Genomic DNA, 17,277 nt, shown 5'->3' with positions numbered 1-17,277 from the left:
GTTTAACAATTCTAATTATTTAGTATAATACATTCCACTCTAATATTTGTCAACGTAAAATCAAAATTTATTTTGAAATTTGCGACATACAATACGCATACAAAAGATTCTGTGTTGCTTCAATAGATTCAATATGTGTTCTTTCTAATGCATGTGAAGATTCTATTCCAGCTCCAAATAACCCGTGGCGAATATCAGCTCCTGCTTTCAGTGCTGTTGTAGCATCAGAAGTATAATAAGGATAAATATCTACTTTATATGGTATGGCATTTAATTTGCATAATTGTACTAATTGAGATCTCAATCCTTTATGGTATGGGCCTGAGCTATCTTTTGCACATATTGAAACTGTATATTCATCAGATGATTGTCCATCACCTAAAGCGCCCATATCTAACGCAATAAAATCCACAATGTTATTTGAAAGTGACGCATTTGCACCATAGCCAATTTCTTCATTATTAGAAATATAAAACTGTGTAGTATGAGGTAAATTAATATTATCTTGCTTAATTTTTTTCAATAACTCAATAATCATTGCTACACTTGCTTTATCATCAAGATGGCGTGACTTAATGAAACCAGATGTTGTAATTTGTGTTCTAGGATCAAAGCTAACAAAGTCCCCTACTTCAATACCTAAATCTTTAGTTTCTTGAACTGAATTTGTCTTTTCATCTATTCTTATTTCCATATGTTCTAAATCTCTCGGTATTTCATGATTATCTTTATATACGTGTACACTCGTTTCGTGTAAACATATCGTTCCTGTATAGACATCACCAGATTCTGTTTGGATTTCACAATACTCACCTTCTATAGCATTAAAATGAAATCCTCCAATTAAATCTATAGCTAATCTTCCATTTTCTTTTATTTCTTTAACCATTGCACCTAATGTATCAACATGAGCTGCAATACATCGCTGTTGACTTTGATTGTCTCCATCTACTGTTATAATCAAAGCACCTTTGTTAGTGAGTTCGGTTTGATAACCTAAATCTTCTGCTATATCCTTTACAAAATTTATTGCTTTTTCAGCATTGCCTGATGGACTATTAATTTCTGTTAATGTCTTTATAGTTTGTAAAATATTACTCATCTTATTTACCCTTTCCTGCATAATATGTTTAGTTTCAGTTTAGACTATTTAACTAATATATTCTAATATATATTTCTATTGATTCCGTTGCTCTCGTCTTTTACAATATTAGTATTCTGAAAATTTCGAAATAGGTGGTCATTCATGAAAAACATATTATTCGTAGGACTTGGTTTGATTGGTGGGAGTTTAGCAAGTAATTTAAAATATTATCATCAAGACATTACTATTACAGCTTTCGATGCAGACGAATCACAGTTAGATAAAGCACTATCAATTGGTATTATCGATAACAAAGCTATTCATTATACCCAAGCTGTTGAAAATGCTGATATGATTATTTATGCTACCCCTGTTGAACAAACTGTCTACTATCTTAAACATTTAACTAAATTAAATACTAAACCCCATTTAATTGTTACAGATACTGGTAGTACTAAATCAACAATTCAATCTTTTGAAAATGAGTTGTTAGAACATGATATCCATCTAGTTGGTGGTCATCCAATGGCTGGTAGTCATAAATCTGGCGTATTAAATGCAAAAAAACATCTTTTCGAAAATGCCTATTATTTACTTGTCTTTAATCAAAAGGAAAATAAGAAAGCTGCTGAGAAAATCCAAGAATTATTAAAATCAACGTTAGCTAAATTTATATTCACTGACGCTAATGAGCATGACTTTGTTACTGGTATTGTTAGTCACGTACCACATATAGTCGCGTCCAGTCTAGTTCACTTAAGTGCCGACCACGTAGAAAAACATCATTTAGTACAACAATTAGCTGCAGGAGGATTCCGTGACATAACTCGAATTGCTAGTAGTAATGCAGAGATGTGGAAAGATATCACATTAAATAATAAAACTTTCATTCTAGATATTTTAGAAGATTTACAAAATCAAATTAGTTCTGTTATGACAATGATTTCATCTTCAAAATCTGAAGATATTTATCAATTTTTTGCTAATGCTAAAGATTACAGAGATCAACTACCCGCTAAACAACGAGGTGCGCTATCTACGGCGTATGATCTATTTGTTGATATTCCGGATAAACCGGGTATGATTAGCAAAGTTACTCACATTCTAGGTTTACATAATATTTCTATAAGAAACCTTAAAATTTTAGAAGTCCGTGAAGATATTTATGGTGCCTTACAAATTAGTTTTAAAACTCCTGAAGATCGGGAAAGTGCTATTCAAGCACTAAGTCAATTTGATACTTATATTGAATAATATTTATGATTCAATGATTTTAACCTGAGACTTTAATTAATACGTCTCAGGTTAAAATATGCTTATTACGTTTTAAAAATAATATTTCTATTAGCGTTTTATTACATTTTATGACCTGCCATAAGTCCTAGTCGTCCATGTTTCGTACCAGCTTCTGTATACGATGTTGCCTTGGAAACAATACCTTTTCCATATTTCAAATGTAAATGGTCAATCGTTTTTGCTAATTTTTCGTCTCGTTTCCGTTCATATTCGTCAATAAACAAGTTCATTTGTCTTTCATTCTCATTTATAAATTGTGTTAGTGACACACTTAATGTCCGGTACAATGCTTGTTTATCACACAATTTGTTCGCAAAATAGTTAACTACCTTGAAAATATCTTTTTCTAAATTAGTTCCTTCTTCCAAGGTATATTGCTTATGTACGCCACCTTCATCACTATAACCAAATGAGAAGTGTATGGTACGTGCCAATTGTTTTCTTGCTCGAACCCTACTTGCTACATCCTCAATTAACTCTTGCATAACAACTTTGGCTTCTTCAAATTCATAATCTCTCATCAATATCTGACTTTTACATATTGATGGATTATTGACTTTATATTTTTCTCTCATTTTACTTTGATCAATACCATTAGCATGAAGATGCATATCCACACCTAATATCCCAAAATCCCTTTTTAAATATTGATACGGATATTGAGCTAAATCACCTATAGTAAAAATACCTCTTTTATTTAATTTAGCTTCTGTCTTTCTATTTATTCCCCAAAATTCTCTTAATGGTTGAATTGGCCATAACTTTTCTGGTACATGCTGATAACGCCATTCAGCAATACCGTTTTTTGTATGCTTGGCTTCAATATCCATTGCTACCTTACTTAGTAACATATTGGAACCTATACCAATAGTACATCTAATACCTGTTTCTTCATGAATTTCTTTCTGTAATCTTTCACAAAATGCTTGAACGGTTGAATTAAATCTATGGTAACTATCAGTCACATCCATAAAAAATTCGTCAATACTATACTGATGTAAATCTTCTGGTGGCACATAACGTAAAGCAATCTTAGATATAGTTACTGAAACATTAAGGTACTTTCGCATACTTGGATTAATAATATATATATCGTTGCGATGTGGTATTTCAAATAACCTTGATCCCGTTTTAACACCTAATTCTTTAAGTTTAGGTGTCGCAGCTAATACGACTGAGCCTTGTCTTTTAGTATCAGCAACTACTGCTAATTTTGTTGTTAAGGGATCCAATCCCTTTTCTATACATGACACACTTGCGAAAAAGCTCTTTTGATCAATACATAGTACATCTCTATCTTCTAATAAATGATAGTCATACATCATTACCCCTCCCTAATACATTTTCATTATATACGAACAAATGTTCTTATTCAAGTATATAACGAACAAATGTTCTAAAAGGAAAATGTTTTTTTATTAATTATTCATGCTATACTAAGAGTGTAATAAATATCATTGGAGGAATGACATATGCCAATCGTAAACGTTAAATTATTAGAAGGTCGTTCAGATGAACAACTTAAAGACTTAGTTACAGAAGTAACATCAGCGGTAGAAAGAACAACAGGTGCTAATAGAGAGGCTATCCATGTAGTCATTGAAGAAATGAAGAAAAATCATTATGGTGTTGCAGGAGTTAGAAAATCAGATCAATAAGTTGATAAATAAAATAAAGCCACGCACTTAACAACTTGTGCGTGGCTTTATTCGTATTATTTTTTATCATTTTTGTCATCAAAAAAGTCTTGAATTGCTTTTTTGTTTTTTGCTTTATCAATTTGCAATGCACTACCATCGTTATTAGTAGTGATATCTTGATAAGAATTTTTAATAGGAACAGTTAATGAATCAACATTTTTGTCTCCTCGAATACCAAAGCTTATTCCAGTTTGGAACATAGCTGAATCAGGCATATCTGTATTCACATATCCTCGAAGAATACCAGCTACTTTAGGTAGCTTAGCAACTGTACCAAAATTCACTAATTCAGATTTAAGTGTTTGCATCACCTGTTGCTGACGACGTACACGTCCGAAATCGCCTTCTGCATCATGACGAAATCTTGCGTAACCAAGTAACTCTTTACCATTTAAACGATGATGACCTTTTTTCAATGATACTCCAATATTTTCAGACATATCTTTTTCTACATCTATAGGAACACCATTAGGTTCTAATTCATCTATCATTTTTTCAAAACCAGTAAAATCAACCACTGCGTAATATTCAGGATTAATTCCTAAATTTTTATTTAATGTTTTTCTTAGTAATTCTGGACCACCAAGAGAATAAGCAGCATTAATTTTATATTTATCATATCCAGGTATGTCTGCATATATATCACGCATGACTGACATCATTTTCATTTTTTTATGAATGTAATCATATTGTACAACCATAATGGAGTCTGTACGTGATTTACCACCCTGAGCTTTATCTGCGCCTAAAACCAATACAGAAATTTTACCGTCGTTTTTCACTGGACCGTTAAATTGATGTACTTTAATGTCTTTAGCATGCTTTTCAGCATACTTCACACCACTATTATATCCATGAACAATATAAGCAATAATAATGATGAAGATAATTAAAATTAATAAAATAATAAAAGGTAATTTGCGCACTCTTTTTTTCTTTCGTCGCCTAGAAGGTGTAGTTGATGTACCTGCTTGTCGTTTATACTCAGTTTCTTCTCTGTTATCCTTCTCGTCTCTCATATTTACCTACCTTATACCTTTAAAATTATAATACTATCATCTATAATTAATATGTATTAACGTTATAGAAAAAGTATTCAAAAAGCAAGGGTTTTTTTAATAAATGGTACTAAGGTCCAATGAAAGGGTGTCATAAATGAATATAAATACTGCATATTTTGCGGGTGGGTGCTTTTGGTGTATGACGAAACCTTTTGATACATTTGATGGAATAGAAAAAGTTACATCAGGATATATGGGTGGAGACATTGCTAATCCTACATACGAGCAGGTTAAAAGTGGCACTACTGGACACTATGAAACTGTAAAAGTAGAATATGATGTCGCATTATTCTCATACAATAAATTATTAGAAATCTTTTTTTCTGTTATTGATCCTTTAGATGATGAAGGACAATTTCAAGATAGAGGTTCTCAATATCAAACGGCGATTTTCTATTCCAATGAACATCAAAAGAAACTAGCCGAAGACTATATCAAGGCAATGCAAAATACAATCAACGCTGATAAAGCGATTGCTACTAAAATTTTACCTGCAACGACGTTTTATGAAGCAGAAGCATATCATCAAGATTTTTATAAGAAACAACCTGAAAGATATGCTAAAGAAGAACAAGATCGTAAAAATTATAAAAAAGACTAACTGTTAATTCAGAGAAGGTTGTATAAACATACAAAAATAGCGATTGATGAAATCATTTATTTTCATCAATCGCTTTTATTATATTATTTGTGACGTATAACTCTCATTACTTTAATCATAGATTGCCATAACGAGGCATCTTTTCTATAAACTAAAAATCTTGGCTCCCATTGTGGACCATACTTTTCTTTATAACGTCTTAAACCTTGGAAACGATATAGTCCATTAAAATGTTCAAATACTCTTCCTGCTAATCGTTCTCTAAGATATGAATAATGTAGTTGTCCTACATTAGATAGCGTCGCCATACCTAAGTTAAATGATTGATATCCTTTTTCTTTACTCCACGATAGCATGTGTAAATACAATCCATCCATTAATGGTAAATCTAATTCCGGCAACCAACGAATTAAATCAACCGAAATAGCATCATTAAAATATGTTGGCATTAGAGTACAGAACGCTATAATTTTTCCTTCTTCATTTCGCATAATACCAATCGGCGCTTTAGATAAATAATCTTCACTAAATTGACCTACTGAAAAATGCATTTCACTTCTACCTTCTAACCATTGATCACTCACATTTTTTAATGTTTCGAACATATCTTGTGAAAATGGCGGCTCAATTATTTCAAATTTGATATTTAAATCTTCAAATTTATTTAAAGTTGCTCTAAAACCACGACGCTTTTTACCAGAAGTAGTAAATGTAGTTAAATCAATAATTGCTTCTTCCCCAAGTTTAAAGAATTGATTACCAAAATTATGATAAAGTGGCATGAATCTATCACTTACTTGATAAAAAATAATATCATAGCCATAATATTCAGCGTATTCATAAAATGCTTCTAATAAAGATTCGAACGATGCAGTATCCCCAACTGGATCACCTAATACTACTAAAGCATTAGATTTATATCGATACATCAAAAAGGCTGATTCGTTTTCATGAATAAAATAATTTTTATCCCCACTATAAATAAGATGTGTTAAATAATTACCACCATATTGTTGAATAATTTGTTCACAAACAGCTAAATTTTTATTTTGACTTGATTTAATAAATCGATAATCAAATAGCCATGCAATAAGTGCAACAATAATAGTAATTAGAGCTATCGTTATCCAGAAATAATATCTAAGCACTGTCGTATCTACTTCAATATTATAAACATCGAGTGCATATAACGTGCTAGAGATAATAACATGATTAATATAAAGTACGATGATACTTATTAATATAAATAAGAAGGCATTTTTTAATCTTAATGGTCTCTTAAGCACTTTTGATTGACGATAAGCAATAAACAAGAGTACTAACATAACCAAAAGCCATGTTAAAAGTATGAATGACGCATACGTATAAACTGTTGCTGCAAAAATTAATAAAATCGAAATAATAGCAAAAATAATTGCACGTCGACTTTGCTTAAATATTCCTTTTACATTTAACATTAATAATAAACAAGCACTTGTATGAATAGATAATGTTAAATAGTAAGCCAAATGATTATCGTCATATAATCCGTCATATATGATTGTTAAATTATTAATAAAGAAAATAACACTTGTTAAAAATACTAAAATCGCTAATGAAAAAGATGGAATTTTAGATAAAATATCCTTTTGATATGACATCAAAAATGACGTAACATCTTTTGCAGGAACAAAGTATTTAGATTCTCCGATATATTTTCTAGCTGTATTACCAAATTCAAATGTAGATAATACTAATGCAATGGCTACAGGTACGAAATAATAAGCAAAACGATATAGTAATAAAGCTAATAAAATGTTTTCCTCATTTATACCAAGTGATTTAAGACCGAGTAGTACTACTAAATCAAATGCACCAAAGCCTCCTGGAATAAAACTAACTAATCCAGACAATGCTGCAATAATGAAAATACCAATAAAATTCATAAAGGAAATATCAATACCTACAATTAATGCAGAAAAATATAAAACAACTGCAGCAGCTAACCATTCAACACAAGAAACTAACGTACAATATACGCCCATATATCGGTTATTTGTATCCGCAGGTTTCACAATCGTATAAATAATAAATACTGGTAAAAATAAAGCAACAATATATAAAACCCAACGTACCCATGATATTTTATCTAACATATCAGATGCGTTAAACACATGAAGAACAACTAAAATCGATAACAAGCTCAAACCTGTTAACATCGAAATGAGTATGATAGATATATAGTGAACGAGTTTCTTATTATCTTGGGTATAATTTTTATAAATAAATGCTCTTAAACCTGCTCCGATAAACCCACCAAAGCCTACAATGGCATTTAAAGCATTAATAATATAACTCACTCTTAATACTTTTATTAAAGGAATTTTTAACTTAAGTGATTTAACAAGAATGACATCATATAAAGATAAAATTAATAAAGACGCTCCCCCGCTAATAAACAATAATACAATCCATAAACGATTGATTTTACCAAATTGCATTAAAGTATTTTTGAAATTAATGGAAGATAATTCTCGATATAACGTGAAAACTACAAACGTAAATAGTGCAGCAGCAAACACAAATTTTAATATAGATAATAATTTACTTTTATTTTCCTGGGTCATTTTTTCACTTCAATTCTATTTAATTCTTCTATCTAGAAAAATATATCATAAGAATAAGATAAATGGAATATAAATAAAGTCAATTATGCATAACATTATTGTCATACTCAATGTAAGGTGCAAATCTTTTGTAGATAAAAGGATTGTACTTCTTTAAAAACAAAAAAGGATATCTTAGAAATTAAGTATCCATATGCCACAAATTGATGGCATAAAAGCTACTTGAAATAATTTCTAAAGATATCCTTGTACAAAGATAGATTATTCTTGTTCTTTATTTAACTTATAATTTCCTGCATCTTCTCCATAATATCTATTATATCTACGCTTGAATAATAAGAACATATGAGAAACTAAAACTTTCAACACTGCATAACCAGGAATACCTAATATAACCCCGACTATACCTAACAAATTACCTGCACTTAGTAAGATAAAGATAATTGTTAGCGGGTGAATTTGTAATGTTTTACCCATGATATTTGGAGAAATGAAGTGTCCTTCAAAGAATTGAACTAAAGTCCATACAATCGCTAATTTGAGTAACATTATTGGAGACGTAATTAAAGCAATAATGATAGCTGGTGAAATCGCTATTGTAGGTCCTAAATAAGGTACCACACTTGTTACAGCAGCTATACAAGCTAATATTAAACTATATTTCAATCCAATAATAGAATAACCAATAAATAGTAAAACACCTATACAGAATGACACAATGATTTGTCCTTGTATGTAAGAACCTACTTGAACACTCATTTTTTCAAGTAAATCATGAAAATCTTTTCTAAATTTAGGTGGCATAATATTAGTAGTGAAATCTTTGAACTTATGACCATCTTTTAACATAAAGAATAAAACAAATGGTGTAGTCACAATGACTACTCCAACATTAGCTACTGCTTCAACGAATGATGCTAATTTTGAACCAAAGCCATCAAAATAATCTGAAAGCATAGATGGTATCTTTTTAGTTAATGAGTTCAATTGATCATTAATTTGATCATAATAACCAGCAAAAATTGAATTACTTGTTACTTTATTAATTGTATTAGTTAACTTTTTAAAATATTGAGGAGAGTTATTAATGAAACTTCCTAATTGTGAACTAATTAGAGGAATTAATAAATTAACAATCAACACGATTATGCCTACAATCGCAACATAAATAATCAAAACCCCTACTAATCTTGGAATTCGATAACGTTCCATCAAATTAACAAGAGGGTTAAATAAATAAAATATAATCAATGAAACTATAATTGGTGCAGCAATAGTATTGAATACTATAATAAATGGTTGAAACACGTATGATACTTTATCAAAGATAAATATAACTATCCCTAAAAGCACAAGTGCTAACAAAGCATAAATTAAATCATTGCCGCCTAAAAATTTCATGAATCTTGTTTCAGACATACTGAAAATCGTTTTAAACTTTCTAGATGTCTTCTTTTCGGAAGATTTCATTTCATTCGACATTCGACATCACCATACTTTCATGTTACCTCGCTTTATAAAAATCATAAAAATGAGTTACTAAAAATTTCTAACACTAATCATAACATAATTTTACAAAACTAAGGAATATTAAAAACTAGTCTATATAAAAATTAAAAGTACTTATGAGAGCGCATAAGTACTTTTAATCCAACTTCATTTGGGCTTCAAAATGATGGATATGTAATGTTAAATAAATGATTTCAACATCATTAACAGTAATATCAAATTCCATCTGAATCATTTTTAATATTTTAAAAGCTGTAGAATAGCAACTAGGATATTGATTTTTAACCATATCAACAAAATCATTTTGAGCATGTAATGTTTCATTATTTCTTAAACGACGAATGAGAAATTGTACATGTCTAATAAAACGTTGATATTGTATTGAGGATTGATCAACTTGATGTTGTAAATCCGTTTCAATAATAGTGATACTTTTATTGATTAATTGATTAATTAACGCCATTTCTCTCATAGATAATTCTTCAGAGTTCGAAGCAATATGTAATGCGATAAAACCAATTTCATCTTCTGGAAAATCAACATCTAACTGTTCATTTAGTCTATCAATTACTTTTTCAGCTATTTGATAAGCATCTCGATATAAGTATTTTGTTTCCATGGCAAAAGGGTTGCTAATTATTTGATTTTGTTTTAAACGTTTATACGCAAAAATAATATGATCTGTTAGCGCAACAACTAGATTTTCATCATTAACATCTAGAGTCGTATTTGTAATTAAATTAACAGCTTCAATCACTGCTTGTAGAACATGGTCATCAGCCATCTCAACTAATGTCTTATAGTGTTCTTTATGCTTATCTAGATCAAGTTTATAAACTTTTTCAATGGAAGCTGATTCATCTAACGTATAGCCTTGCTTTTTATTAAAACCTATACCTTTTCCAATTAAAACAACTTCCTGGTTTTTATTCGTGCATATGATAACGTTATTATTGAGAATTTTACTAATTTTATACTTACCCATCATTATCACCTTTCTTACTCCATTATTAAAATTATAAGGCTTAATGATATAAATGAAAAGAAAATAACTTATTAAATACTTTCATGAGTAAAATTAATTTTTAGTATATTAAACAATTTTCTACCTCTTTATAATAAATAATAGATATAATTATAAATTTCAAATTAAAAAGCTTGAGTATCCTTACGACACTCAAGCTAATCATTTATTTTAAATCTTTATTTGATTTGTTTGCATTAATTCCCCAAGATTCAATACCAAATAAATTAATTTCAAGATTCTCTGGTTTGAATACAGGCTTTTTACCTGCTTTACGTTGTACTTGGTAATCTTTCATTACTGCAAATGCAATATTGGAAAGTCCAATAATGGAGACAATATTCACTATGGCCATTAAGCCCATGAATAAATCGGCTGTACTCCAAACTGTTTCAGTTTTAGCAACCGCACCAATAAATACAAGCACAACTACTAAACATCTAAAGATGAAAATAATTGTTTTGTTATTAGATAAATACTCAATGTTAGATTGACCATAATAGTAGTTACCTACAACTGAAGAAAATGCGAATAATGTTATTGCCACTGTTAAGAAAATACCACCAGCTGAACCTAAATGTTCATTTAAAGCTGATTGAGTAACTGCAACACCTTGAGGAGCGTTTTCTCCAAATTTTAAACCTGAATATAATAAAATCATTATTGCTGTAGCTGTACATACTAGCATTGTATCAAAGAAAACACCTAATGATTGAATTAAACCTTGTTTTACTGGATGAGGGACTGCTGCTGTTGCAGCTGCGTTAGGTGCTGAACCCATACCTGCTTCGTTTGAGAATAAACCACGTTTAATCCCTTGTAAAATAGCAGCACCAACTGCACCACCAGTTACTTGTTCAAAACCAAAAGCACTTTTAATAATTGTACCAATCATTGGAACAATTTGGTCTAAGTTTAATAACAAGATAACTAAAACCATACCAATATATATGATAGCCATAATTGGAACAATTAATGATGATAAAGTAGCAATACTTCTAACCCCACCAAAAATAATAATGGCTGTTACAACTGCTAATACTATTCCTGTAATCACTGGACTAATATGATATTGAGTATTTAATGATTCCGCAATCGTATTAGATTGCACTGTATTAAATACAAATGCGAAGGTAACTGTAATTAATATCGCAAACACAATACCAAGCCATTTTTGGTTTAAACCTTTAGTTATGTAATAAGCTGGTCCACCACGGAAACCACCATCTTTATCATGAACTTTATAAACCTGAGCTAAAGTAGCTTCCATAAAAGCACTTGCCGCACCTATAAATGCAATAATCCACATCCAAAATACCGCACCAGGACCACCAAGTACAATTGCTGTAGCAACACCGGCAATATTTCCAGTACCTACTCTTGAACCTGCACTAATCGCAAATGCTTGGAACGGTGAAATACCTTTTTTACCACTTTCTAATGTTTCTGGTTTCTCGACCAACGCTCTAAACATTTCTGGTAACATTCGTAGTTGTACAAACTTAGAACTGATAGTGAAAAAGAATCCTGCTGTAAGTAACAATCCAATTAGATACTGAGACCAAATTAAGTCGTTACCTACTTGTACAAAATCTTTAAACCAACCAGGAATTAAACTATCAAAATCTTTCAAATAAATCCCTCTCATCTATAAATAAAATTCATATCTTAAAAATATCAAGAGATTCATATTGGCATATGAAAGTCTAATTAAGCAATGTATCAAATAACAAATACTAAAATAGACAGTTCAATTGAGAATATAAACCTCTTGAATGATTTAATTGTGATTATTATATTTTATTTTATCATCTTATGCATGTGTTGCATATACTTTTATTGTAAGTACATTCCTTCAACTTCTCCGAAATCATCTACATCTACTATAAATGAACCATTAGTATATTGTTCTGATTTATGAACTGAAGCGATATCATTAGTTTCTTGGTCTTTAGCTGAATATAAAGTATATGTTGTATTGTCAGAACGAACAACATCTGCTGCCACGATACGATGTGGTGCTTTTTTCAATTCTTTAAGTAAGGTAATACCTCGTTGTGCTCGTTTCGCTTCTTGTAATACTTTAAATCCAATATGTTTAACAGCACCACGTTGTGTAGCCATAAGGATAGATTCTTTATTAGTGATTGTTTGCGTCATAATAACGTAGTCTTCATCTTTTAAATTAATAGATTTCACACCAGCCGCACGTAAGCCTGTATCAGATAATTCGTTTGTAGAGTATGTTAATGACATTCCTTTATGTGTAATAACAGTAATAAGTTGATCTTCTTCAACACGTAATACATTAATTACCTCATCTTGATCTTTTACTTTCATGGCAATTAATGGTTTATTATATCGTGTTGTTTTAAACAACGGTACAGTACTTTTCTTAATCATACCGTTACGAGTAGCCATAATATAGAATGCTTGTTGTTCTTTGAAGTCTTTTTCATTAAATACGTCAATAACTTGTTCATCTTCATCAATAGAAACAATTTGAGATACGTGTTGACCTAATTCTTTCCATCGGATATCAGCTAGTTTATGAACTGGAATAAACAAGTATCTACCTTTATTCGTAAATACAAGCGCTGTATCTTGTGTATTTACATCAAGGTATTTTAATAAACTATCGCCATCTTTCAAACCGACTTCAGAAACGCCGCTAGCATTAAAGCTACGTGTAGATGTACGTTTAATATAACCATGTCTAGTTAAACTTAATACTACATCTTCACTAGGCACCATCACTTCTTTATCAATTTTAATTTCAGAAATTTCCGCTTCAATTGTTGATAAACGATCAGTTTTAAAATTCTTTCTAATTTCTGTTAATTCATTTTTGATAACATTCAATAATGCATCGTGATCATCTAAAATATGACGTAAATCTTTAATTAAATTAGATAACTCATCGTGCTCTTGTTCTAAAGCAACGATATCTGTGTTAGTTAAACGATAAAGTTGTAACATAACGATGGCTTCTGCCTGAGCTTCAGTAAAGTCATATTCAGCAACTAAATTATCTTTAGCATCTTTTTTATTTTTAGAATTACGAATTAAGGCAATCACTTCATCTAAAATAGATAAAGCTTTCATTAAACCTTCAACGATATGCATACGTTTTTCAGCATGTTCTAAATCAAACTTAGTTCTGTTAGCCACGACTTCTATTTGATGGTTAATATAACTATCAATGATTTGTTTAATACCCATTAATTTAGGTCTACCATCACTGATTGCAACCATATTAAAGTTATAAGATATTTGAAGGTCTGAATTTTTGAATAGGAAATTTTTAATTGCTTCACTATTCACGTCTTTTTTAAGTTCTATTGCAATACGTAAACCAGTTCTATCAGTCTCATCTCTAACTTCAACAATACCATCAACTTTTTTATCAGCACGTAATTCATCAATACGTTTAACGAGATTACTTTTATTCACCTCATATGGTATTTCAGTCACGATAAGTTCTTTACGTCCATTACGTAATGTTTCTTCATCTACTTTGGAACGTACAACAACTTTACCTTTACCAGTTTCGTATGCTTTTTTAATACCATCAATACCTTGAATAATACCACCTGTTGGGAAGTCTGGACCCTTCATGTATTTCATCAATTGACTCACAGTAATATCTGGATTATCAATATATTTTAATGTTGCTTGAATCACTTCACCTAAATTATGTGGTGGGATATCAGTAGCATAACCTGCTGAAATACCTGTAGAACCATTAATTAATAAATTAGGAAATCTTGCAGGTAATACCATAGGTTCAAGTGTTGTATCATCATAGTTTGGTATAAAAGAAACTGTTTCTTTATTAATATCTCTTAATAGTTCTTCAGATAATTGACTTAATTTTGCTTCTGTATAACGCATTGCTGCAGGAGGGTCATTATCGATACTACCGTTATTACCATGCATTTCTATTAAAACATGTCTTAATTTCCAATCTTGGCTTAAACGAACCATGGCATCATATACTGAAGAATCACCATGAGGATGATACTGTCCGATGACATCCCCGACAGTTTTGGCACTTTTACGGAAATTTTTATCGAATGTATTACCACTTGAATACATCGCATATAAAATACGACGCTGTACTGGTTTTAGTCCGTCTCGAACGTCAGGCAAAGCACGTTCCTGGATAATATATTTACTATATCTTCCAAAACGGTCTCCAATTACATCTTCAAGTGATAGATCTTGAATTATCTCACTCAAATCGTTTCATCCTCCTCATAGTTTTCACTTTCTAATATCTGAACTTCTGTATTATCTAAAATGCTTGAATCTTCCTGCATACCAAACTCAACATGACTTTCAATCCATTCTCTACGTGGTGCTACTTTATCACCCATTAACGTTGTAACACGTTTTGAAGAACGCACTTCATCTTCAACTTGAACACGTATTAAAGTACGAGTATCAGGATTCATAGTTGTTTCCCATAATTGTTCAGGATTCATTTCACCTAAACCTTTATATCTTTGTAATGTGAAACCTTTACCAAGTTGCTTTTGTAATTTATCTAATTCATCATCTGTCCAAGCATATTCCACTTTTTTAGATTTACCTTTACCTTTTTCTAATTTGTAAAGTGGTGGTAATGCGATAAATACTCGACCTGCTTGTACTAATGGTTTCATATATTTAAAGAAGAAAGTTAGTAACAGTACTTGAATATGTGCACCATCTGTATCAGCATCGGTCATAATAATAATTCGACTATAATTACTGTCTTCAATTTTAAATTCATTACCGACACCTGCACCTATAGTATGAATAATCGTATTAATTTCTTCGTTTTTGAAAATGTCTTCTAAACGAGCCTTTTCAGTATTAATAACTTTACCTCGTAATGGCAGAATCGCTTGGAACTTACGATCACGTCCAAGTTTAGCTGAACCACCTGCTGAATCACCCTCAACAAGATAAAGTTCATTTTTTTCTGTGTTTTTACTTTGAGCAGGTGTTAATTTACCAGATAAAAGTGTATCTTTTCGTTTATTCTTTTTACCAGAACGTGCATCTTCTCGTGCTTTACGAGCTGCTTCTCTAGCCTGTTGTGCTTTAATTGCTTTTTTAACAAGTGACTTAGATAATTGACCTTTTTCTTCAAGGTAAAATGGTAATTTCTCGGATACAACTGAATCTACAGCACTTCTAGCTTCTGACGTTCCTAATTTAGATTTAGTTTGACCTTCAAACTGTAGTAACTCTTCAGGAATTCTTACAGATACTATAGCTGTTAATCCTTCACGTATGTCATTACCGTCTAAGTTTTTATCTTTTTCTTTTAATTCATTAATGCGTCTAGCGTAATCATTGAACACACGTGTCATCGCTGTTTTAAAACCAACTTCATGTGTACCACCATCTTTAGTACGTACATTATTTACAAAACTTAATATACTTTCTGAATATTGGTCATTATATTGAAATGCAACATCTACTTCTATACCGTTAGATGTTCCTGTAAAAGTCGTAACGTCATGAAGTACTTCTTTACCTTCATTGACATAACTTACAAATTCTTTAATCCCTTCTTCATAGTGGTAAAATTCTTCTCTTTCTTTACCACGACGTAAATCGATTAATTTAATCTTTAAGTTCTTTAATAGAAAAGCAGATTCTTGTAATCGCTCACTTAGAACATCAAAATTAAATGATGTTGTTGCTTTGAAAATTTCAGGATCTGGTTTAAATGTAACCTTAGTACCTGTTTTCTTTGTCTTTCCTTCTTTTAGTAAACCTGTTGCTGGCACGCCGCCATCTTTAAATCTTTGTTTATAAATATTTCCGTCTCTATGAATCTCAACTTCTAACCATTCACTAAGTGCATTTACTACTGAGGCACCAACACCATGTAATCCACCAGATGTTTTATAGCCACCTTGGCCGAACTTACCTCCAGCATGTAAAATCGTAAAAATAACTTGCACAGTTGGTTTTCCTGATGCATGGATACCAGTAGGCATTCCACGACCGTTATCTTCTATAGAAATACTATCATCTTGGTTAAGGATAACTGTTATTTCATCCCCATAACCATTTAATACTTCATCGACGGAGTTATCGACAACTTCATATACTAGATGATGCAATCCACGTTTATCAGTTGATCCTATATACATCCCCGGTCTTTTTCTAACTGCTTCAAGACCTTCTAAAACTTGAATAGAATCATCTGAATAATGATTTTGTTTATTCATTGCCAATGATTTCGCCCTCCTACAAACGTACGTTCGTTTTTAAAACTATACAATAGTTATTCTTATATAAATCAGAATAAATTGCAAGTGTCATCTTGATAAAACAGTTTATTTTACTGATTATTCATATTCAAAATGTAATTTTTATTGTTCTAATATGAGA

12 protein-coding genes are annotated in these 17,277 nt (G+C 30.9%); 3 read left to right on the top strand and 9 right to left on the bottom strand.

Annotated elements, in window-relative coordinates:
• Window positions 1-67: 67 nt before the first annotated feature.
• Complete coding sequence (locus CD121_RS05030; protein WP_126567544.1) at window positions 68-1,102, bottom strand: M42 family metallopeptidase; 1,035 nt, start codon at window positions 1,100-1,102, stop codon at window positions 68-70.
• 144 nt (window positions 1,103-1,246) lie between these two features.
• Between CD121_RS05030 and CD121_RS05025 the strand changes: the two genes are divergently transcribed.
• Window positions 1,247-2,338 (top strand): prephenate dehydrogenase, encoded by a 1,092-nt coding sequence (locus CD121_RS05025; protein ID WP_126567543.1) that lies wholly within the window; start codon window positions 1,247-1,249, stop codon window positions 2,336-2,338.
• Between the two features lie 101 nt (window positions 2,339-2,439).
• Here CD121_RS05025 and CD121_RS05020 read toward each other — a convergent pair whose 3' ends face one another.
• A complete protein-coding gene (locus CD121_RS05020) occupies window positions 2,440-3,702 on the bottom strand; it encodes a Y-family DNA polymerase (protein WP_070451232.1) in 1,263 nt (420 codons plus the stop codon).
• A 150-nt stretch (window positions 3,703-3,852) separates the two neighbouring features.
• Between CD121_RS05020 and thmT the strand changes: the two genes are divergently transcribed.
• Window positions 3,853-4,038: a 2-hydroxymuconate tautomerase gene (thmT, locus tag CD121_RS05015; protein ID WP_017636418.1), complete on the top strand. Its 186-nt coding sequence runs from the start codon at window positions 3,853-3,855 to the stop codon at window positions 4,036-4,038.
• A gap of 56 nt (window positions 4,039-4,094) precedes the next feature.
• On the opposite strand, the gene CD121_RS05010 is transcribed toward thmT, so the two are convergent.
• Window positions 4,095-5,099: an LCP family protein gene (locus CD121_RS05010; RefSeq protein WP_017636419.1), complete on the bottom strand. Its 1,005-nt coding sequence runs from the start codon at window positions 5,097-5,099 to the stop codon at window positions 4,095-4,097.
• Window positions 5,100-5,235: 136 nt separating this feature from the next.
• On the opposite strand from CD121_RS05010, the gene msrA reads away from it, so the two are divergent.
• On the top strand, window positions 5,236-5,742 hold the full coding sequence (gene msrA, locus CD121_RS05005) for a peptide-methionine (S)-S-oxide reductase MsrA (RefSeq protein ID WP_029055389.1): 507 nt from the start codon (window positions 5,236-5,238) through the stop codon (window positions 5,740-5,742).
• An 83-nt stretch (window positions 5,743-5,825) separates the two neighbouring features.
• Here msrA and mprF read toward each other — a convergent pair whose 3' ends face one another.
• The 6 genes from mprF to parE all read right to left on the bottom strand — a co-directional run bounded on the left by mprF (window position 5,826) and on the right by parE (window position 17,114).
• Complete coding sequence (mprF, locus tag CD121_RS05000) at window positions 5,826-8,348, bottom strand: bifunctional lysylphosphatidylglycerol flippase/synthetase MprF (RefSeq protein ID WP_126567542.1); 2,523 nt, start codon at window positions 8,346-8,348, stop codon at window positions 5,826-5,828.
• A gap of 261 nt (window positions 8,349-8,609) precedes the next feature.
• Window positions 8,610-9,818 (bottom strand): AI-2E family transporter, encoded by a 1,209-nt coding sequence (locus CD121_RS04995; RefSeq protein WP_176745265.1) that lies wholly within the window; start codon window positions 9,816-9,818, stop codon window positions 8,610-8,612.
• Window positions 9,819-9,993: 175 nt separating this feature from the next.
• Window positions 9,994-10,842 (bottom strand): glucose PTS transporter transcription antiterminator GlcT, encoded by an 849-nt coding sequence (gene glcT, locus CD121_RS04990; protein WP_017638431.1) that lies wholly within the window; start codon window positions 10,840-10,842, stop codon window positions 9,994-9,996.
• A gap of 205 nt (window positions 10,843-11,047) precedes the next feature.
• Window positions 11,048-12,514, bottom strand: a complete 1,467-nt coding sequence (gene alsT, locus CD121_RS04985) for a glutamine transporter AlsT (RefSeq protein ID WP_017638430.1) — start codon at window positions 12,512-12,514, stop codon at window positions 11,048-11,050.
• Window positions 12,515-12,717: 203 nt separating this feature from the next.
• A complete protein-coding gene (parC, locus tag CD121_RS04980; protein ID WP_029055391.1) occupies window positions 12,718-15,123 on the bottom strand; it encodes a DNA topoisomerase IV subunit A in 2,406 nt (801 codons plus the stop codon).
• Window positions 15,120-17,114 (bottom strand): DNA topoisomerase IV subunit B, encoded by a 1,995-nt coding sequence (parE, locus tag CD121_RS04975; RefSeq protein ID WP_070451427.1) that lies wholly within the window; start codon window positions 17,112-17,114, stop codon window positions 15,120-15,122. The genes parC and parE overlap by 4 nt, the downstream gene beginning before the upstream one ends.
• Window positions 17,115-17,277: the final 163 nt, after the last annotated feature.

Origin of the sequence: Staphylococcus pasteuri, from assembly GCF_003970495.1 — a bacterium.
GTDB classification, from domain to species: domain Bacteria; phylum Bacillota; class Bacilli; order Staphylococcales; family Staphylococcaceae; genus Staphylococcus; species Staphylococcus pasteuri.
The sequence above is the reverse complement of the archived record's forward strand: the minus strand, read 5'-3'. Positions and strand labels throughout refer to the sequence as shown.

Bases quoted from the DNA above. Each gene is read 5' to 3' on its own strand.
- CD121_RS05030 (WP_126567544.1), bottom strand. From the start codon at position 1,102: ATGAGTAATATTTTACAAACTATAAAGACATTAACAGAAATTAATAGT.
- CD121_RS05025 (WP_126567543.1), top strand. From the start codon at position 1,247: ATGAAAAACATATTATTCGTAGGACTTGGTTTGATTGGTGGGAGTTTA.
- CD121_RS05020 (WP_070451232.1), bottom strand. From the start codon at position 3,702: ATGTATGACTATCATTTATTAGAAGATAGAGATGTACTATGTATTGAT.
- thmT (WP_017636418.1), top strand. From the start codon at position 3,853: ATGCCAATCGTAAACGTTAAATTATTAGAAGGTCGTTCAGATGAACAA.
- CD121_RS05010 (WP_017636419.1), bottom strand. From the start codon at position 5,099: ATGAGAGACGAGAAGGATAACAGAGAAGAAACTGAGTATAAACGACAA.
- msrA (WP_029055389.1), top strand. From the start codon at position 5,236: ATGAATATAAATACTGCATATTTTGCGGGTGGGTGCTTTTGGTGTATG.
- mprF (WP_126567542.1), bottom strand. From the start codon at position 8,348: ATGACCCAGGAAAATAAAAGTAAATTATTATCTATATTAAAATTTGTG.
- CD121_RS04995 (WP_176745265.1), bottom strand. From the start codon at position 9,818: ATGAAATCTTCCGAAAAGAAGACATCTAGAAAGTTTAAAACGATTTTC.
- glcT (WP_017638431.1), bottom strand. From the start codon at position 10,842: ATGGGTAAGTATAAAATTAGTAAAATTCTCAATAATAACGTTATCATA.
- parE (WP_070451427.1), bottom strand. From the start codon at position 17,114: ATGAATAAACAAAATCATTATTCAGATGATTCTATTCAAGTTTTAGAA.